This is a genomic window from Alloactinosynnema sp. L-07 (assembly GCF_900070365.1).
Classification (GTDB): domain Bacteria; phylum Actinomycetota; class Actinomycetes; order Mycobacteriales; family Pseudonocardiaceae; genus Actinokineospora.
On the sequence record NZ_LN850107.1, the window covers coordinates 1,837,661 to 1,862,590 of the forward strand.

Annotated in this window: 9 protein-coding genes; 8 read left to right on the forward strand and 1 reads right to left on the reverse strand. The window is 68.3% G+C overall.

Features of this window, described 5'->3' with window-relative positions:
* The first annotated feature begins 122 nt into the window (after positions 1-122).
* The 4 genes from BN1701_RS08355 (at position 123) to BN1701_RS08370 (ending at position 3,963) form a co-directional block, all read left to right on the forward strand.
* Positions 123-1,148 (forward strand): ornithine cyclodeaminase, encoded by a 1,026-nt coding sequence (locus BN1701_RS08355; RefSeq protein WP_054047070.1) that lies wholly within the window; start codon positions 123-125, stop codon positions 1,146-1,148.
* Positions 1,149-1,307: 159 nt separating this feature from the next.
* On the forward strand, positions 1,308-1,697 hold the full coding sequence (locus tag BN1701_RS08360; protein ID WP_157367821.1) for a hypothetical protein: 390 nt from the start codon (positions 1,308-1,310) through the stop codon (positions 1,695-1,697).
* A gap of 266 nt (positions 1,698-1,963) precedes the next feature.
* A complete protein-coding gene (locus tag BN1701_RS08365) occupies positions 1,964-3,526 on the forward strand; it encodes a sialidase family protein (protein ID WP_054047074.1) in 1,563 nt (520 codons plus the stop codon).
* Positions 3,527-3,582: 56 nt separating this feature from the next.
* On the forward strand, positions 3,583-3,963 hold the full coding sequence (locus BN1701_RS08370) for a hypothetical protein (RefSeq protein ID WP_054047076.1): 381 nt from the start codon (positions 3,583-3,585) through the stop codon (positions 3,961-3,963).
* Here BN1701_RS08370 and BN1701_RS08375 read toward each other — a convergent pair.
* Entirely contained in the window at positions 3,950-5,221 is a 1,272-nt protein-coding gene (locus tag BN1701_RS08375; RefSeq protein WP_231949539.1) for a ferric reductase-like transmembrane domain-containing protein, read from the reverse strand. The two genes, BN1701_RS08370 and BN1701_RS08375, sit on opposite strands and share 14 nt — an antisense overlap.
* 929 nt (positions 5,222-6,150) lie before the next feature.
* On the opposite strand from BN1701_RS08375, the gene BN1701_RS08380 reads away from it, so the two are divergent.
* From BN1701_RS08380 to BN1701_RS35310, 4 genes are all read left to right on the forward strand, one after another.
* On the forward strand, positions 6,151-8,820 hold the full coding sequence (locus tag BN1701_RS08380) for a LamG domain-containing protein (RefSeq protein WP_172803208.1): 2,670 nt from the start codon (positions 6,151-6,153) through the stop codon (positions 8,818-8,820).
* A 27-nt stretch (positions 8,821-8,847) separates the two neighbouring features.
* Positions 8,848-15,060 carry an RHS repeat-associated core domain-containing protein gene (locus BN1701_RS08385; RefSeq protein WP_054047081.1) on the forward strand — a complete coding sequence of 2,071 codons (6,213 nt, stop codon included), beginning with the start codon at positions 8,848-8,850 and terminating at the stop codon, positions 15,058-15,060.
* Positions 15,061-15,152: 92 nt separating this feature from the next.
* Complete coding sequence (locus BN1701_RS08390; RefSeq protein ID WP_054047082.1) at positions 15,153-19,379, forward strand: BTAD domain-containing putative transcriptional regulator; 4,227 nt, start codon at positions 15,153-15,155, stop codon at positions 19,377-19,379.
* Positions 19,380-21,101: 1,722 nt separating this feature from the next.
* A complete protein-coding gene (locus BN1701_RS35310; protein WP_157367822.1) occupies positions 21,102-24,866 on the forward strand; it encodes an NACHT domain-containing NTPase in 3,765 nt (1,254 codons plus the stop codon).
* Positions 24,867-24,930 lie beyond the last annotated feature (64 nt).

The window sequence follows — 24,930 nt, forward strand, 5'->3', positions numbered from 1 at the left end:
GGCGCGGAATTCCTCGGGTTTCGGCAGGCGGCATAGCGGCCGTCCCGACCGCTCTCGGATTCCGCGGTGGGGTAGTTCGCGGGTGCGATCAATTGTCCGGAGTGTCACTGGAGGGGCGTGCGATGTCGGTCGGCCGGGATGCGCTGTTGTACCTCGACGAGGCGCGGGTGGCCGAGTTGTGCGGGACCGTCGATCCGCTGCGAGTCGTCGCCGACGCGTTCCAAGCGGTTCGTGAGGGCCGCGCCGCGGTCACGCCTGAGGCGGCGCTGCGGTGGACCGCTCCGGACGGCACGGCCGCGCGCAGCCTGATCCTGCCCGCTCGCCATGTCGACTCATACGGTTGCAAGATCATCAACGCGTGTCTTGGGAACGTCGACCGCGGTCTGCCGCGCGCGGACGGGCTTATCGTGCTCTTCGATCCCGACACCGCGGCTCCCGTGTGTCTGATGGATGCCGGGCACATCAGCGCACTGCGCACGGCCGCGGTGTCGGTCGCCGCCGTCGGGGCGGTCCTTGACCTGTCCGACATCCGCCGCGTGGCCTTCCTAGGTTGTGGCCGCCAGTCGCGCACCCACCTCGACCTTCTCGGCTCCCGCTGTCCACTTTCGGCCGTGACGGTCTACGACACCGAACCCCAGCGGGCGGTGTTGTTCGCCAAGCAGGCCAAGTTGTCGCTACCCGAGGTCACGATCGACATCGCCGACACAGCGGAGGCCGCGGTCCGCTCCGCCCCCCTCACCATCGCGGCGACGACCACCACTACCGCCTACGTCCGGCCCGAGTGGCTTCCCGACGGCGCGACCTTCGTCAACGTCTCCCTCGACGACGCCACTGAGGACCTACTTCTCGGCTGCGACCACCTTTTCGTCGACGACTGGACCCTCGTCAGCGACGACGACACCCGCCTGCTCGGCAGACTCGCCCGGGCAGGCCGGGTTGCCGGACCCGACCAGGTCCCGCCCCCCGGCGCCAGAAACATCGACGCGGAGTTCGCCACCCTGCTCGCAGGCGCGTACCAGCGCCCGATCGCGAAGACCGACCGGGTGGTCATCAATCCCTTCGGCATGGGCGTCCACGACATCGCACTCGCCGCTCACGTCTACGCCGCCGCACGGTCCGGCGACACGGGCGTCCGACTGCCTCGGTAGCTTTGAGGTTCCACCGCGAAAACCGGACGTCCTGATCCGCTCGCTTGGATCCGAGGCGGGAGAGCCTGGTGCAGGCGCTGACCGTGTAACGGTCGTACTGGTCAACACGACGCCCGGTGTGCAGGCGCCGCGGGAAGGGGTCCGGAGAGGAAGTTCCCCATGAAGAAGCTAATGCTCGTTCTCACCGCGGTGGCGACGTTACTCCTGGGTAACCTCATAGTCGCGCCTGCTGCTTCGGCCACCGTCCACGAGATCGTCGCGCAATGGTGCTCTGGCAAGGCTCCGCTTGACCCCGCGGGGTTGAGCCGCCCGGGAAGCAAGAACTTCGCCCAGCCCTTGTTCGCAGGCGGTGTGGTTTCCATCCATCCGTACGCGGACGGCCTTCTCGTCGACTTCGACTTCGACCGGCCGCAGACAAAGATCGTCCCAACAGGACAGATCATCCTAGTGGACACGTTGCCCGACGGTACCAAGCTCTACCTGGAGGCGTTCACCCTGGACCCGAACTTCCCGGCCTTCGCCAACTGCCCGGCGCTGGCGAACCTATAGCCGGAGGGCCCGCGCAATCGACCTTGCCGAGATCGAAGAGCGGATAGACATTGGCCGGACTGCCCGACCCTGGCGTGAACACGCCGAACCGATTGATCCGCGTCGCAGATCCTGTCCAGCGGGGGTGCAGGCCTGCCTGATCCCGATCGAGCGGTGCGGACCAACGGCTGAGCCGTCCAACAGATCGTGACCCGGCGTAACACTGGGCATCCCCCGATCGAGTCACAAGGAGAAGGGGGAAACCTTTCGGAAGGGGCGAAGGCCCAATGCCACAGCGAACCCTGACCATCTCACTCGCGCTCGTCTCCGTCATCGGACTCACCGCCGCGCCCGCCGGGGCCGCCGTCGCTGCGTTGAGCCAGGCCAGCGGTCCGAGCCCGTTCGCGCCGAACTGCCATGGCGCACCGCAGAACGGCACCCTGTTCGTCGGGTCGGAAGTCGAGCCGTGGATCGACCTCAACCCGACGAACCCGGCCAACCTCATCGGCGTCTACCAGCAGGACCGCTTCTCCAGCGGCGGCGCCAGCGGGTTGGGCACCAGCGTGTCGACCAACGGGGGCGGCAGCTGGACCCAGGTCGCGGGCCCGACGTTCTCGCGCTGCTCCGGGGCGGCCGCGGGCAGCGTCGGCGACTACGAGCGCGCCACCGACCCGTGGGTCACGTTCGGGCCCGACGGACACGCCTACCAGATGAGCCTGTCGTTCAACGACACCCGCGACCTGGCCAACGCGATGCTGGTCAGCGAGTCGCTCGACGGCGGGATGACGTGGGGTACGCCGATCGAGTTGATCCGCGACACCAACCCGCATGTGTTCAACGACAAGAACTCCATGACGGCCGATCAGACGTCCGCGAACCACGTCTACGGCATCTGGGACCGGCTGGTGTTCCCCAACGAACGCGCGGGCGGAAAGTCGTTCCTGACCGCGGCGGCCTTCCGTGGGCCGACATACTTCACCCGCACGACCAACGGCGGCGCGAGCTGGGAGCCCGCGCGCAACATCTTCGATCCCGGCCAGAACGACCAGACCATCGGCAACCAGATCTCGGTGACCGGTGAAGGCGACCTGGTCAACATCATGACGGTGTTCCGCAACGACAACGGCGAAGGCCGCAAGGGCGGCACGATCTCGGTGCTGCGGTCCGAGGACAAGGGCGCCGCCTGGTCCGGCGAGATCGTCGTCGACCGGCTCGGCACGGTGGGCGTCAGAGATCCGCGTGACGGCGCGCCCGTGCGGACCGGCGACATCATCCCGTCGATCGCCACCGACGAGCGGGTGGGCCACGACGAGGTGTACGCGGTGTGGCAGGACGCCCGGTGGACCGGCTTCCAGAACGATGGGATCGCGTTCTCCAAGTCCACCGACGGCGGCCTGACGTGGACCCCCGCGGTCCGGATCAACGCCGTGGCGTCGACACAGGCGTTCACCCCGGCCATCGAGGTCGACGACCAGGGCAACATCGCCGTGCTGCACTACGACTTCCGCAACGACACGGTCTCCGGCACCCCGCTGCTGACCGACGCCTGGATCCTGCGCTCGTCCAACGGCGGCGCGACCTGGAGCGAGGAACGCGTCACCCCGACGTCGTTCGACATGCGTCAGGCTCCGTTCGCTCGCGGCTTCTTTGTCGGCGACTACATCGGCCTGGGCGCGACGGGAGCGACGTTCAAGCCGTTCTTCACCCAGTCGAACCCGGCGACAGACACCTTCTCCACCACGGTGTCCGCGCCGTTCCCGCCCGCGACGATCGTCCCGGAGCCTTCACCCGCCGGGTTGAACGCATCAGCGTTCGCGTCATTGCACCGCGGCAGGCCCGCGCCCGCGTAGGAGTCTGACCCGAGCCGTGGACCGGCGCTCCGGTTCACGGCTCGGGTCACCACTTGATGGTTCCGGTCCAAGCGGCCATCGAGGCGGGAGCGAATCCGGCCGCGTTGGTTGACGCGATCAATAGCAGGCAGGCGGAGTTCGACGTGGCGTGTGAGGAACTGGCGAGAACGCCATCGGCCCGCGCGGTCGGCCGCGCCGAGATCGAGGCGTGGGTGGTCATGGTGGGCGAGATGGCCGTGGGGCTGGACCGCGCGGATCCCGCCAAGCTGCAGATGTTCTACGAGGCGGTGAGCTTGGAGATACTCCACGACGCCGAAGGCCGGACAGTCGATGTGACCATCCGGCGTCCAGTTCGCAGGCCGACCCCGAATCGGCGAATCGGCAGCCCATCTCGCTCGAGTCCGCCGCGCGGTCTGAGGACGGTCAGGCCATGCTGAATTTCTCGGCGTGCATCTGCGAGCTCGGCACCTTGATCGCGCGGAGGCTGCTCAGCACCGACGAGGTCATCGCGGGCGGGCCGCACACGTAGATGTCGCGTTCGGCGATGTCGGGGACCAGGGCACGGAGACTGTCGGGCTCGAATGGACGGGCGCCGTCCTTGGTCCGGCCGGTGAGCAGGTGCAGCCTGCCGCCGTTGGTCCCGATCAGGTGCCGGACCTCGTCGAGCAGCACCGCGTCGCTCTCGTCGCGCACGCGGTACAGCACCACGACGTCCGCGGTCGACCGCTCCTCCAGCAAGGCGCGGATGGGGGTGATCCCGACGCCGCCAGCGATCAGCAGCGTGCCGGGGCGGGTCCGCTGCAGCGACGTGAACGCGCCATACGGGCCCTCCATGAACACCCGGGTCCCGACCGGGACATGCCGCAGGCCCGCGCTGGCCGTGCCGACCGCTTTGGCGGTCAGCCGGAAGGAACGGCCGTCCGGCGCGGCGGACAACGAGAACGGGTTTGCCAGCCACCAGTGGTTGTGCCCGGGGAACCGCCAGATGAAGAACTGGCCCGCCCTGGCCGGAAGCCGGTCGAGGTCGCGGCCGGTGACGTACACCGACGCCACGTTGTCCGACTCGGGAACCACGGCCTGAACCCGGAACTGGTGTCTCGCGTTGCGCCAGAGCGGCACCGCGATCCGCCCTGTGACCAGGGAGCCGACAGCGAGGATCCACAGCGCCCACCAGTACACGGTGGCGAACGTGGACGACTTGAACGTCGTCGTCTCAAGGAGTTGGTGGACGAACGCCACCGAGATCGCCAGGTACACCAGCAGGTGTAGGGCGTGCCACGTCTCGTAGCGCAGCTTGCTGCGGACCGACCGCAGGGAGATAGCCGCGACCGCGACGATCGTGGCGGCGGCGATCATGCCCAGCAGCGACGCGGGCACCCCGGCCAGCGCGAGGAAGGTCCGCCCCATCGACGCGTTGTCCAGCGTCGCGTAGCCGAGCACGATCAGCGTGGCGTGGGTGAGGATGGCCCAGAGCAGGGTGAAACCGGTCCACCGGTGCCACACCGTCAGCCGGTCCATCCCGATGCGGCGGTCCAACCACGGCAGCCGGGCGACCAGGAGCATTTGAAACATCATCAGCAGGGCCGCATGCAGGCCGACGAACTTGGCCACGGTGAGGATTGAGTTCTTGCCGGTGCCGCTCGTGATGAACAGGACTTCGACAGCTCCCAGGTTGACCAGCACAAACGCCCACATGGCCCACCGCGCCTGAACAACCGGGGGCACGGAGCGCCGGACTTGGGGCCTCGTCGCCATGGTCGCCGCCTCTCGTCGTTCGGGGGTGGCGCCTTGCCGTCTCTACGGGTGGAGGCAGCGCCGGGCACATTGGCGTGACGGGCTGTGCGCGCCCGCGCACCAAATCATCCCTTCCCGAAGCGGTTGGCGCTGTCCAGCGCCACGAACGCGACCAGGATGGCCCCGAAAGACCGGCATCGCCCACCCATCGCCGCCGCGACCACTACGAACGCTCCACATCACCGCTGTGGCGGGAGTTCACGGCCCAGTCAGGTGAGTCGCGTCAGTCCACGCGCACCGAGTGCGGGGCATCCGTAAGTCGTGCGCGACGCACAGGTCGTCGAGGGTGGTGCGGAGCCCGGTGAGGATCTCGCGGATGCTGTCCGCGTCGACGCCTTCCCCCGATGGCGCAGCGGCTCATCGCGATACAGGGCTGGCTGCCGCGGACGGCGTCAGCCAGGGACTGTGACCGACCTACGGCCGGGGCTCCCGACGTGGCCGGCTTTCCCGGCTATTTGAGCCGGGTACGGGGCGGTGGACGCCACCGAGTTCGCCCAGCGGCTGGCCGCGTCCGTCACCGAGGACGGCCTGCCCGCCGAGTTCGCGGCTCGGCGGCCTGATCAGTTTGTCCGGCCATCTTGGTCCTGTGCGCTCGACGTGGCGGCGGTCCGACCTCCTCCCTCCCGCTGACCAGGCGTTATACGCGGTTTAAACGCCGTGGCAACGCCTTGCGGCCACGTTCTCCTGGTTGACCCGGGTGGGGCTCGCGCTGGTGAGGGGTCACCGCGAGCCCTCCCGACCCCACCGGAAGGGACGGACTCATGCAGCGACAACTGGTTCACCGGTCAAGGCCGCGACGCAGATCCTGGGGGTTGGCGGTGGTGGCGGCCTTGGTCGGATCGCTCGCGACGCCAGTCATCGCCGACGCCGCGCCCGCGTGTGCCGCGGAGACGGCGACGCGCGCCGCGGCGCTGGCGATGGCGGCCCGGTGCGGACATGACGTCGAGGTCGCGCCTGCGGTCTCGGAGACCTCGCGGGTCACGGTCCGCCCGGACGGGATCTCGGTGCTGGAGCAGCACATCGTGCCGGTCCGGGTCCGGCGGGGCGACCGGTGGGTCGGGGTCGACACGCGGCTGAAGGCCGGGTCGGACGGCTCGGTTGCGCCGCTGGCGGCTGCGGTCGGGCTGGAGTTCGGCAAGGGGGGCGCCGATCCGCTCGTGCGGATGACCACCGACGGCGGCACGATCGAGCTGCGGTGGCCGTCGCCGCTGCCCGCGCCGGTCGTGGAGGGGGACACCGCGGTCTACCGGTCCGTGCTGCCGGGGGTCGACCTGCGGATGCGGGCGACAGCTGCCGGGTTCGGGCAGGTGCTGGTCGTCAGGAACGCCGAGGCGGCGGCGAACCCGGCACTGCGGGCGTTGGATTACCGGCTGACGATGAACGGCGTGACCGCGGTCAACCGCGCCGATGGGGGGATCGACTTCACCGGCAAGGCGGGCGCGGTCGTCGCCTCGACGGCGCCCGGGCTGATGTGGGACTCGTCGGGCGCCGACCGGTCGACGGCGCGGGGTCCGGGCGAGACGGCCAGGACGGCGGCGGTGTCGGCCGCCGTGTCGGGAGCGACGCTGCGGGTGGTGCCGGATGCGGGTCTGTTGACCGCGCGGGACGTGGCGTTCCCGCTGTACGTCGACCCCCCGTTCGACGCGACCCGGCAGAAGTGGGCGTACGCGCGGAGCACGAACTCCAACAACAACGACGGTATCGCCCGGGTCGGCGCGTCACCGGACGGCGGCGGCACCTACCGGTCGTTCTTCGAGATGCAGCTCGGCGCGATCGCGGGCCAGAACATCGTCGACGCCCGCGTCTACACGACGCTGACGCACTCGTCGGCGTGCGCCGCCACGCCGGTCAGCCTGTACGCCACCGCGGACTTCCCGTCCAGCGTCGCCAACGGCACCCGGACCACGTGGTCGCCCGCGCTGCACGAGTGGCTCGACGAGCAGTGGGGCAACGCGAACGAGGCAGGTGGCTGCGGCTACATCCAGCCCGACAAGCCCATGGAATTCGGTGGGCCAGCGTTGACAGGTCACGTCCAGTACGCGGTCAATCAGTACTGGTCCTTCACGACGCTTGGCTTGTCGACCCGCCGCCAGAACGGCACCGGCGAGTCGACCACCAGCTACTGGAAGAAGTTCTACCCGAGCACCTTCAGGATGACGGTCTGGTACAACAACCCCCCGAACGAGCCGTCCGCCCGACCGTTCAGCGCGAGCGAGTGCTACCAGGCGTGCACGAACCCGGCCGTCGTCCGGGTCACCCAGCCCCGGCTGCCGGTGTCCGTGGCCGACCCGCAGAACGGGTCCCTGGTGCACACCGACTTCGAAGTCCGCGCGCAGGCGTCGGACACCGCCACCCTGGTGACCTCCGGGCGCTCGGGGCCCACCGCCACGCCGGGCAACACCGACTGGCAGGTGCCCGCTGGGGCGCTCGCCGACGGCGGCACCTACCACTGGCGGGCGCGCAGCGTCGACGAGATGAACATGCCAGGCCCATGGACCCCGTTCCAGCAGCTCACCGTTGACAAGGCCGCGCCGGCGCCCGCTGCGGTGAACTCGGCGCAGTACCCGTCCGGCCGGTGGGGGGCCGTCGTCGGCACGCCCGGCACGTTCACCCTCCAGACCGGTTCACCCGACGTCGCCAACTACGCGTGGAGCATCGACGGCGGCTCGGTGACCACGGTCGCGGCGACGCCGGGCGGCCCGACCAGCGTCGGGGTCACCCCCGCGTTCGATATGGCGCACACGTTCTCCGTGGTGACCCGCGACCGCGCGGGCAACACGTCGACCTCGTCGTACGCCTACCGGGTCCGGCCCCGGCCGGACCGCTGCTGGCTGTGGACGCTGCACGACGCCACCGCCGCGGATACCGGCAAGGCCGAGTGCTCGCCCGCTGACACCACCATCACCCCGGCGAACGGCACCCCGGCGGGCGGGGTGACCTTCGGCCCCGGGTACACCGGCAACGCCGCCGAGCTCAACGGCACGTCCGGCCAGGTGCACACCGCGCTGCCGGTGCTGGACAACGCCGCCAGCTTCACTGTGATGGCGTGGGTGCGGCTGGACGCGGCCGGGGTGTCCCGAACCGCGGTCAGCCAGGACGGTGTCACCGTGTCCGCGTTCGCCCTCCGCTACGACCCCGCGGCCAACGCGGGCGCGGGCGGCTGGTGCTTCACCGCCGCGAGCTCCGACGCCGCGGGCGCTGACACCAGCGCGTGCACAACCCAGACCCCGGTCGTGGGTCAGTGGACCCACATCGCGGGCACACGGGACACCGTCACCGGCAAGATCCGCGCGTTCGCAATGGGCGATCCGCAGAGCTGTGGCGGCGAGATGGCCGAAGCCGACTTCGTGGGCTCGTGGTCGGCGAGCGGGAGGTTCGCGATCGGGCGCGGGCGCACCGGCGGTGCCGAGGCCGGCTTCTGGGCGGGCGGCGTGGACGACGTGCGGGCGCACCAGCGAGTGCTGTCGGCGTCGGAGATCTGCCAGCAGGCCGTGAAGTAGCCCCCACCGAGACCCTGGAGTGATCGCATGAGCTTCCGCACCGGAACACGGTGGCGCCCCCTGGCGCTCCCGGCCGTGCTCGCCCTGGCGTTGGCGGCCGTTCAGCCCGCCATCGCCGAACCGAAGGCGGCCCCGTGGGCCGCGCCTGCCGCGCCGCAGGTGACGGGCGTCCCGGCGCCCGATTCGGTCGCCCGCGTCACACGTCCGGCGTGGACAGCGGACGGCAAGGTCGTGCGTGGCGCGCGGCCGGTGACCTGGCCCGCCGGGGAAGCCGCTGTCGAGTTGGCCACGGTGCCGACCGAGGGCGGCCGGGGCGGCCGCTCCAGCGGCCGGGTCCGCGCAGGCGATCTCCCGGTCGTCCTGTCCAGCGCCGCGTCCGCGAAAATGCGGGTGGCCGTGCACGACCGCGCGACCGCGGCGCGGCTCGGTGTCGACGGGCTCGTGCTGTCCGTCGGCCGGGCCGACGGCGGGTCCGGTCCGGTGACGGTCGGCGTCGACACCCGTGGCTTCGCCGCCGCGTTCGGCGGCGACTGGGGGTCGCGGCTGCGGCTGGTCGCCCTCCCGTCGTGTGCGCTGACCAGCCCGGATCGGGCCGACTGCCGCACCGCCCGGCCCGTGCCGGGCGGAACTGTAGATCCGGGCGGGACGGTGTCGGGCACGGTGCCGCTGGGCGCCGACCGCGCGGTCCTCGCCGTCGAGGCCGGGCCGTCCGGGGATAACGGCGACTACACCGCGACCCCGCTGACCCAGTCCGGCACGTGGAACGTCGGGCCGCAGACCGGTGACTTCAGCTGGTCGACGGCGTTGCGGACGCCGCCGTCCAACGGTGGCCCGGCGCCCGCCCTGTCGGTGGCCTACTCGTCGGGGTCGGTCGACGGGCGCACCAGCACCTCGAACAACCAGGGTGGCTGGGTCGGCGACGGCTGGTCGCTGTGGTCGGGGTTCATCGAGCGCAAGTACACCTCGTGCGCCGAGGACAACCCGTCCCACAAGACCGGCGACCAGTGCTGGCGCGGCGCCAACGCGACCCTGTCGATGAACGGGCACGCCGGTGAGCTGATCGACTCCGGGACGCCGAACGTGTGGCGGCTGAAGCGAGACGACGGAACCCGCGTCGAACGGCTCACCGACACCACCCGCGGCAACGGCGACGACGACGGCGAGTACTGGAAGGTCACCACGACCGACGGCAGCCAGCATTTCTTCGGCGCCCACAAGCAGCCGAACTGGTCTGACGGCAAGCCGGTGACCGACTCGGTGTGGACGGTTCCGGTGTACGGGAACAACGCGGGCGAACCCTGTCACCAGGCGACGTTCGCTGCCTCGTGGTGCCGCCAGGCGTGGCGGTGGAACCTCGACTATGTCGTCGACCCGCACGGCAACACCATGACCTTCTTCTACGGCAAGGAAACCGGCGCCTATGGCCGGGACAACACCCCGTCACAGCGCACCGACTACACCCGAGGCGGCTGGGTCGACCGGATCGAGTACGGGACCAGGCAGGGGTCGGAGGTGAGCTCCGTCGCGCCCGCGGTCGTGCGGTTCCAGACCGCCGAACGCTGTCTGTCCGGGTGCTGGTCGGGTACCCCGTGGACGTCGGCCGCGGTGACCGCGGCCTGGCCGGACACCCCGTGGGACCAGCACTGCGCCGCCGCGCCGTGCACCGGCAAGACCGCGCCGACGTTCTGGTCCGCGCGCAGGCTCACCGCCGTCACCACCCAGGTGCGGACCGCCGCGGGCGGCTACCGGGACGTCGAGTCCTGGTCGCTGCGCCACGAATTCCTCAACGCAGGTGACAACGAGGGCTCCCCACTGTGGTTGCGGGGCCTGACCAAGACCGGCCACGTCGGAACGGCGGTGTCCGATCCGGAGATCGTGTTCAACCCGGGCGCCGAGCCGCTGCCGAACCGCGTCGACGGCCCCGCGGACGGCCGCACCAGCCTGACCAGGTTCCGGATCAAGGCGATCACCAACGAGTCGGGCGGCCAGGTCACCGTCGCCTACTCCGGCCCGGACTGCACCCGCGCGACCCTGCCCGACCCGGCGACCAACACCAGGCGGTGCATGCCGCAGTACTACAGCCCGAGCGGGACACCGACCCTGGACTGGTTCCACAAGTACGTGGTCACCAGCGTCACCTTGCACGACACCACCGCCGACGGCACGAACGCACCGTCCAATCCGGACCAGACGACGTCCTACGACTACCTCGACGCCCCAGCTTGGCACCACACCGACGATGAGCTCACCAAGACCGAGCACCGGACGTGGGGTGACTGGCGCGGCTACGGCCGCGTGCTGACCCGCACCGGCGCGACCGGCGCGCAGACCGCGGTCGAGACCCGGTACCTGCGCGGCATGGACGGCGACAAGCAGGCTGGCGGCACTCGGGACGTGTGGGTGGCCGACACCTGGGGCGGCACCGTCGAGGACCACGAGTCCCTCAACGGGTTCACCCGCCAGACGATCACGTTCAACGGGCCGGGCGGCGCGGAGGTGTCGTCCACCGTCAACGATCCCTGGCGCGCGGGCCCGACCGCGACCAGGACCCGCGACGGTGTGACCACCACCGCCTGGCGCACCGGTGTCGGCGTCGCGAAGACCCGGACGCCGCTGGCCGCGGGCGGGTTCCGCACCTCCGGCAGCACCACGGTGCGTGACGAGCACGCCTTCCCGGTGACGGTCACCGACCATGGCGATCTCGCGAACGCGGGCGACGAGACGTGTACCCGCACGGCCTACGCGCGCGACGAGACCCGGGGGATGCTCGACAAGGTGGCGTCGGTCGAGACACTGGCGGGCACGTGCGACGCCGCGTCCACCCCGCCGATGCCGTCGACGGTGCTGGCGAGGACACGCAACCACTACGACGACGCGGCGACGGTCGGCGTCCCGCCGACGAAGGGAGATCTCACCAAGGTCGAGGAACTGGACCGGTGGTCGGGCTCGACGCCGACGTACGTGACCGCGACGACCTCCGCCTACGACGCGAACGGCCGGGTCGTCGAGACCCGCGACGGGCTCAACCGGGCGAAGAAAACCGCGTACACCACCGACACCGCGACCGGGCTGGTGACCGCCAAGACCGAGACCAACGCGCTCGGCCACGTGACGGTCACCAGCTACGAGCCCGCGTGGCGGTCCCCGGTGAAGGTCACCGATCCGAACGGCGCCGTCGCCGAGCTCACCTACGACGGGCTCGGCAGGCTCACCGCGGTGTGGAAGCCGGGCCGGTCCCGCTCGCTGAGCCCGAGTCTGCGGTTCGCCTACCTGTCGCGGTCTTCCGGCGGGCCGTCGGCGATCACCACCGAGACGCTACTCCCGACCGGCACGGGGTACCGCGCGAGCGTGTCCCTGCTCGACGGGTTCCTGCGGCCCCGGCAGACCCAGGAGCAGGCCACCGGCGGCGGGCGTGCGGTCACCGACACCCTGCACGACGCCGCGGGCCGGGTCGAGCGGAAGACCGCGCCGTACTACGACTCGACCAATTCCCCCGTGTCGGCCAACCTCGCCGCGCCCGCCGGGGAGGTCCCGTCGGTCACCCGCACCGAGTACGACGGCGCGGGCAGGGTCACAGCGGCGATCCTGCTCGGCGCAGGCGCGGCGAAGTGGCGCACCACAACCGTCCACAATGGAGAGCGGGTGAGCACGGTGCCGCCGAAGGGCGGCACGGCGACCACGGTGATCTCCGACGTGGACGGCAACACCACCGCACTGCGCCAGTACACGGCGGCCGCGTCGGTCGGCGGGGACGACCCGGGGACCTACGACGAGACCCGGTACAGCTACACGCTGACCGGCAAACTCGGCTCGGTCACCGACCCCGCTAGCAACACATGGACCTACGGCTACGACCTGCGGGGCCGCCAGATCAGCGCCGGTGACCCGGACAAGGGCCCGACCACGTCGGCGTTCGACGCGGCCGGGCAGCTGGTGGCCACAACCGCCCCGTACGGCACCACGACCTCGCGCCTGGCGTACACCTACGACGCCCTGGGCCGCAAGACATCGGTGCGCGAGAACTCGGACACCGGGCCCGTGCGCTCCGCGTGGACCTACGACGCGACGCCGATCGGGTCCGGGCCGCAGTTGGCCAAGGGCAGGCCGAGCTCGTCGACGCGCTACGCGGGAACAGCGGCGTACACCACCCGGGTCGACTCGTACGACCCGGCGGGACGGGCCACGTCGAACTCGGTGGTCCTGCCACCGGAGGAGTCCGACCTGTGCGCGGCGCCCGCGCCGAACCCGTGCGCGTACACGACACCGGTCACCTACCGGGCCAACGGCGACGTCGCGACCACGACGATGCCCGCGGCGGCGGACCTGCCCGCGGAGAAGCTGACGCTCGGCTACACCGACGTCGGCAGCCCGGGCACCCTGCTGTCCCCGGCGCAGATCTACGTGTACTCGGTCGGGTACGACAAGCTGGGCCACCTGACCCAGCGGCAGTTCGGCGCGTACGGCTCCAGGCTCGTCCAGAGCTTCGCCTTCGACGAGCAGACCTCGCGCCTGGCGGGCGTGACCGCCGTGCCCGAGGCCCGCGACGAGGTGCTGGACCTGGCGTACACCTACGACGACACGGGCAACCTCGAGTCAGTGGCGGACACCTCTGGTGCGCAGGCCGCCGACCGGCAGTGCTTCCAGTTCGACCACCTGCGGCGGCTCACCGAGGCGTGGACCCCGGCAGCGGCCTGCGCGGCGGACCGGTCGGTCGCCACGCTCGGCGGACCGGCACCGTACTGGCACAGCTGGACCTTCGACGTGACCGGCAACCGGAAGAGCGAGACCCGGCACGCCACGACCGACACCGTCGTCGGCTACCAGTACCCCGACCCCGGGCAGCCCCGGCCGCACGCGGTCACCCGGGTCACCGCGACCGGCGGGCAGGTCTGGGACCGCACCTACCGGTACGACAACGCGGGCAACCTCACCGAACGGCCGACCGGCACGGCGACCCAGACACTGAGCTGGGATGTCGAGGGGCACCTGGCGTCGACCGGCGGCGCCACCCGCACGGTGTACGACACCGATGGCACCCGGCTCGTGCGGGTCGACGCGGACGGCGCCAAGACGCTGTACCTGCCGGGTGGCACTGAGATCCGGGCGAAGGGCGGGGTGCGCTCGGCCAAGCGCCACTACGTCCACGCAGGCACGACGGTGGCACTGCGCACGGGGGCGGGTGTCCAGTGGCTGCTGAGCGACCACCACGGCACCGCCCAGGTGGCGGTCGACGCGACCACCCTGGCCGCGACGCGGAGCCGGACCACGCCCTACGGCGAGGACCGCGCGACGGCGGCGGGCTGGCCGACGGCACTGGATCGCGGGTTCGTCGGCGGCACAAAGGATCCGACGGGGCTGACCCACATCGGGGCCCGCGAGTACGACCCGGCGCTCGGCCGGTTCATCTCGGTGGACCCGGTGATCGACCCGAAGGACCCGCAACAGCTCAACGCCTACGCCTACGCAGGCAACAACCCGGTGTCGTTCAGCGACCCCGACGGCCTCCGGGCGGTGGACGACTTCGGCGGCAGCGGATCGGCCCAACCGTCGATCAAGCCGTATCACCCGGTCCTCCGCCCGGCGAGAGGTGTCCACTGGTTCTCCCGCCTCAACCAATTCGGTCAGGGGACCTCCAGCGTGATCTCGGCATGGAACTACGCGGCGGACGGGGCTGGCGGCCTCGGGTACGCGTTGTCCGCGCACAGCTACATGCTCAGCGGGGCCACGCCGAAGGGCTTGATCAACCGCATGTCCTGGGGAATCACGCGTGCCCTGTCGACCGTCGAGGATCTCAGGGTGCCGGACGCCACCGGCAAGCTGTACAACCCGATGAAGTCAGCGGGCGGATCCCTGATGAACGCGACCCGCGGGACAGGGTGGAAGGAGGTCGCCCGCGGGCTGGGCAGCTCGGCACGTGAAGGGGCGCTGAAGCGGTTCGGTCTTGTCGGCAACATCGCCGACGCCGGGTTCGGCTTCGTCGAGGACATCCACGATGGCGCCGATCCCTTGGAAGCGGGGGTGAAGGCGGCGTTCAAGCTCGGCGGGTCGATCGCGGGCGCCGCGGCCGGGGCGTCGGTCGGGACCGCGCTGTGCGGCGGTGTCCCGATTTGCGGCGTGATCGGCGGCGCCATCGGCGGCAAGCTGGGCGGCGACCTCGGCGGGTTCATCGGCGAGAAGGCCGCGCCGGTGATCTCCAACGGGCTCAAGGCGGCTGGCCGGACGCTCTGCTTCTGGTGCTAGTCCGGTGTGGAGGGCAGGTCGGCGGTCCGGCGTGCCCTCCACCCATCAGGCCGATTGCCGGCGGCGCCGCGAGATCGATATGGTCTGCGGCTGTGCGATTCGGAGTCCTGGGGCCCCTCGCCGTCCAGGTACGCGCCAAGGATGTCGATCTTCGGTCCGCCAAGCAGCGCATCCTGCTGGCGCGGCTGCTCGCCAGCGCGAACCGCGCGGTGTCCCCACAATTGCTGGTCGAAGCCCTGTGGGAGACGCCGCCCGCGTCCGCCACCGACAACCTCCGGGTGTACATCTACCAGTTGCGGCGCGCGCTCGGCGACAACGCCCGGATCACCCACGGCCCGGAGGGCTACGCGCTCACGGTCCGTCCCGGGGAGCTGGACGTGGACCGCTTCGCCGAACGGGTCGCGGCCGGGATGGCCGCCCTCGACCAGGATGCTCCGGCGCTGGCGGCGACCGAGCTGGCCGCCGCGCTCGCCGAATGGCGCGGCCCGGCGTACGGCGAGCTCGCCGAACACCCCACGGTGCGGCCCACCGCGATGGCGCTCGACGAGCAACGGGTCCGCGCGGTGGAACTGCGGATCGACGCCGACCTCCGGACCGGCCGTCACGCCGAGGTGATCGGCGAACTGGTAGCGGAGACCGGCGCCCACCCGTTCCGCGAGCACCTGCACGCGCAGTTGATGACCGCGCTCGCCCTGGCCGGGCGCCAGGCGGAGGCGCTCGATGTGTACCGGCGGGTCCGGGCGATGCTGGTGGACGAACTGGGTGTCGAACCAGGACCGGCGCTGCGCGATCTCCACGCCAGGCTGCTGCGCGGCGAGGCGGCGCCGGCGGCGCGGGCCGCGCCGATGGCGGGGTCTACCGCCACCGCCAGCGGCTGCCCCTACCTCGGGCTGCTCGCGTATCAGGCCGAACACCGGTCGGTGTACTTCGGCCGCGCCGAACTCCTCGAGCGCGTGCTGGCGAAGGTGGAACGTCAGGACGTCGTTGCCGTGATCGGCGCGTCCGGCAGCGGGAAGTCGTCCCTGCTGCGGGCCGGGCTCGTCGGGCGCCGGGTGGACGACCCGGCGTGGCGCGCCGTGGTGCTGACCCCGACGAGGTCCCCGCTCGACGCCCTCGCGAAGGCATTGTCCGACCTGTCCGGCAGGCCCGCAGGCGACCTTGCCGCCGACCTGCGCGCCGACCCGGCCACGTGCTACGTCACCGTCCGGACCGCGCTCGCCGACGGCTCTCCCGACACGCGCCTGCTGCTGGTCGTCGACCAGGTGGAGGAGCTGTTCACGCTCAGCCCGCCCTCGGACGACCGCGACCGGTTCATCGCGGCTGTGCTCGACGCCGCCGTCGGACCCGACCGCCGCGTGAAGGTGGTGCTCGGCGTGCGCGCCGACTTCATCGGCGCGCTCACCGGCAGCGCGGCGCTGTTCGACGCGCTCGGCGAGGACGGCACCCTGCTGGTCGGCCCGGTCTCCCGGGCCGACCTGCGCGAGATCATCCTGATGCCCGCGCGGCGGGCCGGGGTGAGCGTGGACGCCGACCTGCTGGCGACCATGCAGGCCGACCTCGGCGACGTCGCCGGGCCACTGCCGTTGCTGTCTCACGCGCTGCGCCAGACCTGGCACAACCGGGCGGGCGACGCCATGACCCTGGCCGCCTACCAGGCCAGCGGTGGGGTGCGCGGGGCGATCGCGATGACGGCGGAACGGCTCTACGAGGGCTGCGACGCAGGCGAGCGGGCCGCCGTCCGGCGGATCTTCCTGCGGCTGACCGCGCTGGGCGAGGGCACCGACGACACCAGCCGCCCGATCCAGCGCGCCGAGTTGGCCGGGCTGGCCGCGCCGGAGGTCATCGACGGCGTCCTCGACCGGCTGGTGCGCGAGCGCCTGGTCGTCGTCGGGGAACACACCATCGCGGTGGCCCACGAGGCGGTGATCAACGCCTGGCCGCGCCTGCACCGGTGGCTCGGCGACGACCGGGCCGACCTCGTAGTGCACCGCAGGCTCACCGTCGCCGCGCATACCTGGCGGGAGCTCGACGAGGACACCGACGCCCTCTACCGCGGCGCGCAGCAGCTGACCGCGGCGGCGTGGGCCGAACGGCATGCCGCCGAGTGCAACGAGGTCGAGCGCGCGTTCCTCCTGGCCGGGCAGGATCTCGCCGACCGCGAACTGGTCGCGGCCCGGCGCCGGGCCCGCCAGCTCAAGCGGTTCGTCACCGCGCTCGCGCTGCTGCTCGTGGTCGCCACCGTCGCCGCGGTGGTGGCCGTGGTGAAGGGCCGCGAGGCGGGCGACCGGGAGGCGGTCGAGCTGGCGCACCGCGTGGCGGGCATCGCGACCGGCATGATCGGCGACGCCCCGGACACCGCGGGCCTGCTCGCCATCGAGGCCTACCGGATCCACCCGGACCCGGACACCCTCGGCGCGCTGCTGAGCACGTCGGCCGCCGCCCATCGGCGCATCGACCTCAACGCGGACGGCCGTTCGGTGTACGGCGCCGCCCTCAGCCCCGACGGCCGGACCGTCGCGTCGGCCGACGTGGACGGCGCGATACGGCTGTGGGACATCGCCGGGCGCGAGCTCGCCGGGGAACTCGTCGACCTGCGGACAGCCATGCCTGACGCGAGCGCGCGAGAAGTGATCTTCGACCGCACTGGCGGTCTGCTGGCCGGACTGACCCGCGCCCAAACCGTCGGGCCGAGCGAGGGCATGATGGTCGTGTGGGACCTCGTGACCCGCGAGGCGGTGTTCCAGCAGCGCTTCGAATCGGTCGGGACGACGATGGCGTTCAGCCGCGACGGCACCACCCTCGCGGTCGGGACGGGGGCGGGCGTCGTCGAGGTCTGGGACGTCCGCACCAGGTCGAAACGGGAGCTGGCAGGTGACGGCGAGCCGATCCGGGGGGTCGCGATCAGCCCGACCGGGGCGTACCTGGTGTCCAGCGACGGGAAGACGCCGCCGGTGCTGTGGGACCTGCCGGGCGGCAGGCGGCTCGCGACCGTGGAAGACCCGGACGCCACCACGGTCGCGTTCGACTCCGTCACCGACACGTTCATCACGTCGGCGCAGCTGCGGGGCGTCCGCGCGTGGCGGGTGACCGGCGGCCACGTCGAGCCGCTGTCGCGGCTGCCCGCGCAGCCTTCCATGGCGTGGGACGTGTCCGAACCGGTGGGCGACCGGATCGCCGTCGTCGACGAGAACGGCAAGGTCGCGGTGTGGGACCTGGTCCGGGGGCAGGTGCTGGCCGCCCACGACGACCGTGGCCGGGTGGAGGCCCGCTCCGTTGTGCTGGGCCAGGACGGCTCCACGCTGGTGTCGGCGGGGCTGGGCCAGACCATCGTGGTCCGGCGCGGCGCGGTCCCCGGTTTTGGCGGACACGGCGAGGCAGTCAGCTCGCTCGCGATCAGTCCCGACGGCGAGACCATCGCCTCCGGCGGCTACGACCGCGTGGTACGCCTGTGGAATCGCGACGGCGACCTGGTCCGGCTGCTGGTGCCGGAGGGCGGTGACCGGATCGAAGGGGTCGCGTTCAGCCCGGACGGGGCGCATGTCATCGCGGTCGGCCGTGACCACACGATCACCAAGTGGGTGACGGCCACCGGAAAGGTGGAGCGGTCACGCCTCTACAGCGGGCTCGGCGCCACCACCGACCTCGCGATCGCGCCCGACGGCCGCACCCTGGTGACCACCTCCGGGATCCGCTTCCGGTTCAACCTCACCGACCTGAGCGACGCGCCGTTGCCCGGCCCGCCGTGGATCGCCGCCGCCGCGGCCTTCGCTCCATCGGGCGACCTCGTGTCCACTGACCCGTCCGGCAGTCTGATGGTCTGGAACGGTCGCACCGACACCCAGCGGCACCGCGTCAAAACCGGCCAGGGCTCGGTGCACGACGTCGCGGTCAGCTCCGACGGAGCATCGGTCGCCACTGCTGGTGCCGATCGCACGGTACGGGTGTGGGACAGCGCCACCGGAGCTCAGCGCGCCGAGTTCGCGTGCGCCGTCGCCGCGGCGGAGACGGTCGCCTTCTCCCTCGCAGGCGACCGCGTCGCCGCCGCGTGCGCCGACCGCACGATCACCGTGTGGGACCTCGCCACGGGCACCCGGATCACCACGCTCACCGGCCACTCGGCCCGGATCCGCGCCCTTCTGTTCCTCCCCGGCGGCGACCTCCTCTCCGCCGCCGACGACACGCGGATCATCCGCTGGCCGCTGTCGCCGGACACCGCCCGCGCCCGCATCTGTGACGAAGTTGCCCGAGACCTCACGGAAGCGGAGTGGCACGCCAGCATCGGCACGGAGACCCCGCACCCGATCTGCGCGACCGCGTAGCGCCCGCGCACGGCAGTCAACGTGATGGTGTCACCGCGACGCCGTGGCAGCCGCGGTGTGGCTCGACCCAGGGGGCGCCGCCCTCGGCTGGCCACGCCGCCGCCCCATGTGATCGACTACCCGTCGGCGACCAGCGTGCACCCGGTGCACGCGGCGATGGAGAATCCGCCGCGCCCGCCGCGCTGGCGGCCCAGGCCACCGGCCACGCCCAGGAAACGATCACCAACTACCTGGCGTAACGACCGGGCCGACCCAGCTGTCGTCTCTGGACTAGCCACGGGTACTGGGCCCAGCCTGTCGGCGTCGCGGGCGGACCGAGTACGCAGCAGGTTCAGGCTGCGCAGAAACGCAAGCAGGGACGCTCAGACACGGCTGGGGCGGTTGCAAGCGGCCATTGATGCAGCGAATCCGGCCCCGTTGGTTGACGCGATCAATCGCGCAGGAGGAGTTCGACGTGGCGTGTGAGGAACTGGCGAGAACGCCATCGGCCCGTGCGGTCGGCCACGCCGAGATCACGGCGTGGGTGGACATGGTGGGCGAGATGGCCGTGGGCTGGACCGCGCGGATCCCGCCAAGCTGCAAATGTTCTACGAGGCCGTGAGCTTGGAGATGCCCTACAACGCCGAGGCCGGACAGTCAATGTGACCATCCGGTCTGCAGGTAGAGTGCGCCATTCCGTTACCCGGAAAGGCTCAATGGCTCGGCAGGATATTCGCAAGGGAGAACGTGGCCGAGACCGTGAAGGCTTTCGTAGGCTCTCAGGGCGGCGTGAGCGAACGGGAGACCGGGAATCGGCGAAGGCGCGGCTGGCGGACGCTGAGGCGCGATTGCGGCGGTTCCAGGAGGCGTTCGCTGCCGGTATCGACCCGATGGCGGTAATGGAGCCGATGAACCAGGCCGAGGCAGAGCGGGTGAGCGCGCGAGCCGAACTGGACAACGCACCAGCGCCCACCTTGATCACAGCCGCCGAGGTCCATTCAATGATCGATTCACTCGGTGACGTGGCGTCGGCGCTATCCGGGACCGACCTGGACGCGCTGGCTGACCTGTACCGAAGTGCCCAGCTAGAGCTACGGTACGAAAACGCAGAAGAGGCCGCCTACGTGGCAGCCTCTGTGCGGGTGAATAGTGAGTGTCCGAGGACGGACTTGCGCACTAACCACAACTCTGAGTCTGACCTCATGATCAAAGGTACCTGTCCCAGTGAGTTCCGCCTGGGACACCAACGAGCGGGATGCAGGACATCCGCTCATAGCTCCTGACCTGCCGGTCTGACCGGTGGACACGTAGCCGAACCTGTCCCAGGGAGAAGAGGTATGCGCCAGGGGCGGATGGTGGCGTATGCACCGACGCACTTGGACAGCCTGTGGCGCAGTGACCAGGTGAATCGGCCGGGGCGGCGTGTCTGTCTCCGCGTGCGCACACTGATCGGTGCGACGCACAACAAGACTTCCCGATGGGGACTGACCTATCCGAGTTTGGCGTTGCGCTAACGAAGGCTTCCAAGTCGTCGGATTCCGTCGTGAACCCTAATCGGCCTGATGTGGATCTCCTTGCAAGACCGTGGTTCGACCCGTCTGTACCCCTGCTCCGGCCCCGATCGGCTACGGCCTACTTGCCACACTGCGACAGTGCAACCACGCCCAGTAACAACAAGGCCGGCCGTGACGATGCACGTACGACGCGTCACCTTGCGCGTGTTTACAGAGGAGCTGATCGAGCATGGATTCAGGCGGCGAAGCTGCAGTGCAGCGAGGCGTCACGTACAATTACGAAGCCCTGCTCGATGAGCACTTTCAACACTTAGTGCAAACCCTCCTTCTTGCGGAATTTCCTGGCCTCCAATGCTTGCCCGTTGGAATGCCAGACGGTGGCAGAGATGCATTTACCCGCGGCGGTATTGTCGCCCAAGTAAAATTCGCTCGAAATCCTTCAAAAATTGACGATCCGTTTGGGTGGTTCAAGAAGGCGATCGCTGGAGAAAAGGCCAAGCTTGAAAATCTCGTCCAACGGGGAATGCAGCGATACATCTTCGTATGCAATATTCCGGGAACGTCCCACCTGGATGCGGGGCTGATCGACAAGGCGAACAAATATCTCGATGAGAACCTGGATGTGCCGAGCCAATGTCTATGGCGCGACGATCTAGATAGGCGTCTCGATAGAGCTTACGACGTAAAACTAAGATTCCCACACCTTCTAAATGGTCCAGATTTTCTCAGATTGATGTGGGAATCGCCGAATAATGAGTCTCTTTCTAGGCGTCGGGCGACCATCGAGGCGTATCTGCGCACGCAATACCTAACAGATGACACGCTTCGATTCAAGCAAGTCGAAATGCTAACTACGAAGCTGTTCGATCTGTATATCGATGTGCCGATTCGACCTGTATCTAGCGCCAGTGAGCGCCAGATGCTAACACAGAAGGATGGGCCACGGCCCCTTTCGGTGCCCGAGCAAATTGCAGCTATGGTTGGTGGGCGCGCAACTGGCGGCCGTACAGGGCACGAAGTTTTTGACTCAACCAGGGCTACTTGGGCCGGAGCTGCGGAGTTGATGTCCGATCAACTTCAGCTTGAGCATGTTAGGCGGGTCGTTGTCGAGGGCGCGCCCGGTCAAGGAAAGACCACGCTTAGTCAGTATCTCGCGCAGATTCAACGAGCTCGCTATCTCGGGAAGGTGGATGCCCTGGAGGGGCTTCCAGCACAACATACGATTGGTCCAACGTTCCTGCCATTCAAACTCGAACTGCGAGACCTCTCTCATTGGCTAACCGGATTGGATCCCTGGGATCCCGATACATCGACACGGCACAATGAGATTCCTTCCTTGGAATCTGCTCTTGCGGCACATGTAAGGCGCTATTCGGGAGGTTCCAGGTTCGATGTCGATGACCTCCGGGCATTGCTGAGTGAGACTCCTGCCCTAATTATGCTGGACGCGCTTGACGAAGTGGCTGATCTTAACGATCGGAAGAAGGTTGTAGCAGAAATCGAAGCCGCTTCAGAGCGCCTTGATTCCCCGGCAGGAAGGAATGTCGTTCTTGTAACCAGCCGTCCTACAGCAATATCCAATGCGCCAAGAATCGATCGAACGCTGTTTGTTCACTACAACCTGCAGCCAATCGAACCACGTTTAGCGCTTTCGTACGCAAAGCGATGGTCTGCCGCAAGAGGTCTCACGACGCGCGACTCTGCGGAGCTGCAAACAATCCTGCAAAGCAAGCTCGACTCCACACACATGGCGGAGCTGGCGAAGAACACGATGCAGCTCACAATCTTGCTGAGCCTGGTGTTGTCTCGTGGGAGTAGTTTGCCAGACAAGAGGACGGAGTTGTATAGCTCGTACCTCGACCTATTCATGAGTAGAGAGTCCGACAAGAGTTTGGACGTACGGGATAACAGGCCACTAATTCTGGATCTCCATGGATATCTTGCTTATCAACTCCACGCAAAGGCAGAGGGCCAGCGGACGACTGGCCGGATCAGTACAGATGAGCTGCGAGAGCAAGTCGCCGAATATCTTCGCAACGAGGGGCACAGCTCTGATCTTGCCAGTCGACTGTTTGATGCCGTAGTCCAGCGTGTGGTCGCAATCGTGTCCAGAGTCGAGGGCACGTTTGAGTTTGAGGTACAACCACTTCGCGAGTATTTCGCGGCAAGGCATTTGTATCAAACCGCTCCCTATTCACCGACAGGCAAGGAGCGAAAGGGAACCAAGCCCGACCGATTTGATGGGATTGCACCGAATCCATATTGGATGAATGTCACGCGATTCTATGGAGGCTTCTTCTCGAAAGGTGAGATCCTAGATCTGGCACATCGAGTTTGTGATCTCATCCAATGCTCGGATGGCGCCTTCGACTTTTATCCGCGCAGATTAGCTTTGGCTCTGTTGCAGGACTGGGTGTTCTCACAGGTGCCTCCGGCTGTGAAGATGGTTGTGGAAGCGCTACTCGATGACACCGGAATGGTGTGGGCGTCGAGCCTAAAGGCGGACCATCGGATCGAGTCGTACCTGCAGACCGAGACGGACGATTTTCGGCTATGGCCGGAGGGAGGTGGCGCAGAGTATGCAAGGGATCTGATCTGGAAGCGCATCATTTCTGATAGCGCAGATGACTGGTGCATGATCTGGTGTTCCCTAATGTTGTCCGTCGACAATCGTGACAATATCCACGCCAGATGGACTCATCACTTCCATTCGTTGAAATCGATGAAGGCGCGAACAAGGTGGGCTCAGGTCGCGGAGTTCTTGCAGCTCATCCACAGGCTATCTGCTGTTGAGTACTCGGACCTGTTGTGTATAGAAGCCGAACGGAGTCTTGGAGTTAGGGCACTAGCGCTGCGGGGCAACGAAGAGCACTTCAGATTTCTTCTCGCGGAACATCAGCACGCGTTTGTTAAGGCTGTTTTGGGATTCGGCGGAGTTCGGCCTATCGAATTTTCCCGAGACAGGAATAGTAGTCTTAATAACCTTCTAATTTTGTCGCATCCTTATGTTTGGGGACGGCAGTTCAGAATGCATTTGGCCGGTGAGATATCTAGCATGGCGAAGACGTCGGTCGAGCCATTTGCTGCTCCAATTTCAACACTTGCGGGGTCGTTGCAAGGTGACATTGAGCACTCGCTTGAGCCGTGGGAGCGCGCCATCGATTCGCTAGAAGGTATCTTTGGCCGGACATTGACGACTATTGAGCTTAGCTGCACTGCTGCCGCGATCGTGTCTGCAACTGAGCGAGGGCAGGGTGCGTCACATTTGGTAAACGAGGAGTCGGTTTCACTACCAAGGCGGTTTCGATATGCGAGGCGTCAGGGGAACAAATCTTCATGGTGGAAGGCTCAATTTGAGCGGATTGCAAGTCTGGACGATGCTCAAGTCTGGCTGCTTGGAATTCTCACATGGGCGTCACCATCTGTGGTCATAGATTGTTTGGCATCTATTAATAGGGCAATTGGCAATCTAGGCGAAGAGTCGCGGGAAAGATTAATAGGCGTCTTGCAGGTCTCGGGCCCGCGGGCTCGACGAGACCCGTTGCCAATTCACCGTGTGGATGAGTTGCCCGAGGTGCCTGGCCTGTCATACGATACTCTCTTGGCGGTTGGCGCTCGGGCGTCCGATCAGCTAAGGGCGGCGGTTTGTCAATATTTGCTGCCTCATCTGCCGCGTCGGCGCGCTGCGGTATACGTGTTTCCCTTCCTGATGGAACAACTATTTCAGGCCGATCTTGACGCTGAACCAATTATCGACAAACTGAAGGATTGCACAACTGGGGTTCTAGATAGCAGGCAATATGCGCCGGCGGCTCGCCACGTTATGTCTAAGGATTCACTATTGCTTGATCGAATTGATGCGGTGATCCGCCATGGAGCCGATTTGCCGCCGGTTCTCGTGAACTATGCTCTTACGTACAGGAGGCTCTTGGTGACAGCCAGTTCAACACCTGTATTGCGTCTTGCGAGAAAGGAAGGGTGGTTTGAGGCATAGCGACGCCCCCCGGTTGGGAGAGTTGTGGCGTTGTTGACCTACGCCGGGACTTCATTTGAGGTGC

Bases quoted from the DNA above. Each gene is read 5' to 3' on its own strand.
- BN1701_RS08355 (WP_054047070.1), top strand. From the start codon at position 123: ATGTCGGTCGGCCGGGATGCGCTGTTGTACCTCGACGAGGCGCGGGTG.
- BN1701_RS08360 (WP_157367821.1), top strand. From the start codon at position 1,308: ATGAAGAAGCTAATGCTCGTTCTCACCGCGGTGGCGACGTTACTCCTG.
- BN1701_RS08365 (WP_054047074.1), top strand. From the start codon at position 1,964: ATGCCACAGCGAACCCTGACCATCTCACTCGCGCTCGTCTCCGTCATC.
- BN1701_RS08370 (WP_054047076.1), top strand. From the start codon at position 3,583: ATGGTTCCGGTCCAAGCGGCCATCGAGGCGGGAGCGAATCCGGCCGCG.
- BN1701_RS08375 (WP_231949539.1), bottom strand. From the start codon at position 5,221: ATGTGGGCGTTTGTGCTGGTCAACCTGGGAGCTGTCGAAGTCCTGTTC.
- BN1701_RS08385 (WP_054047081.1), top strand. From the start codon at position 8,848: ATGAGCTTCCGCACCGGAACACGGTGGCGCCCCCTGGCGCTCCCGGCC.
- BN1701_RS35310 (WP_157367822.1), top strand. From the start codon at position 21,102: ATGGATTCAGGCGGCGAAGCTGCAGTGCAGCGAGGCGTCACGTACAAT.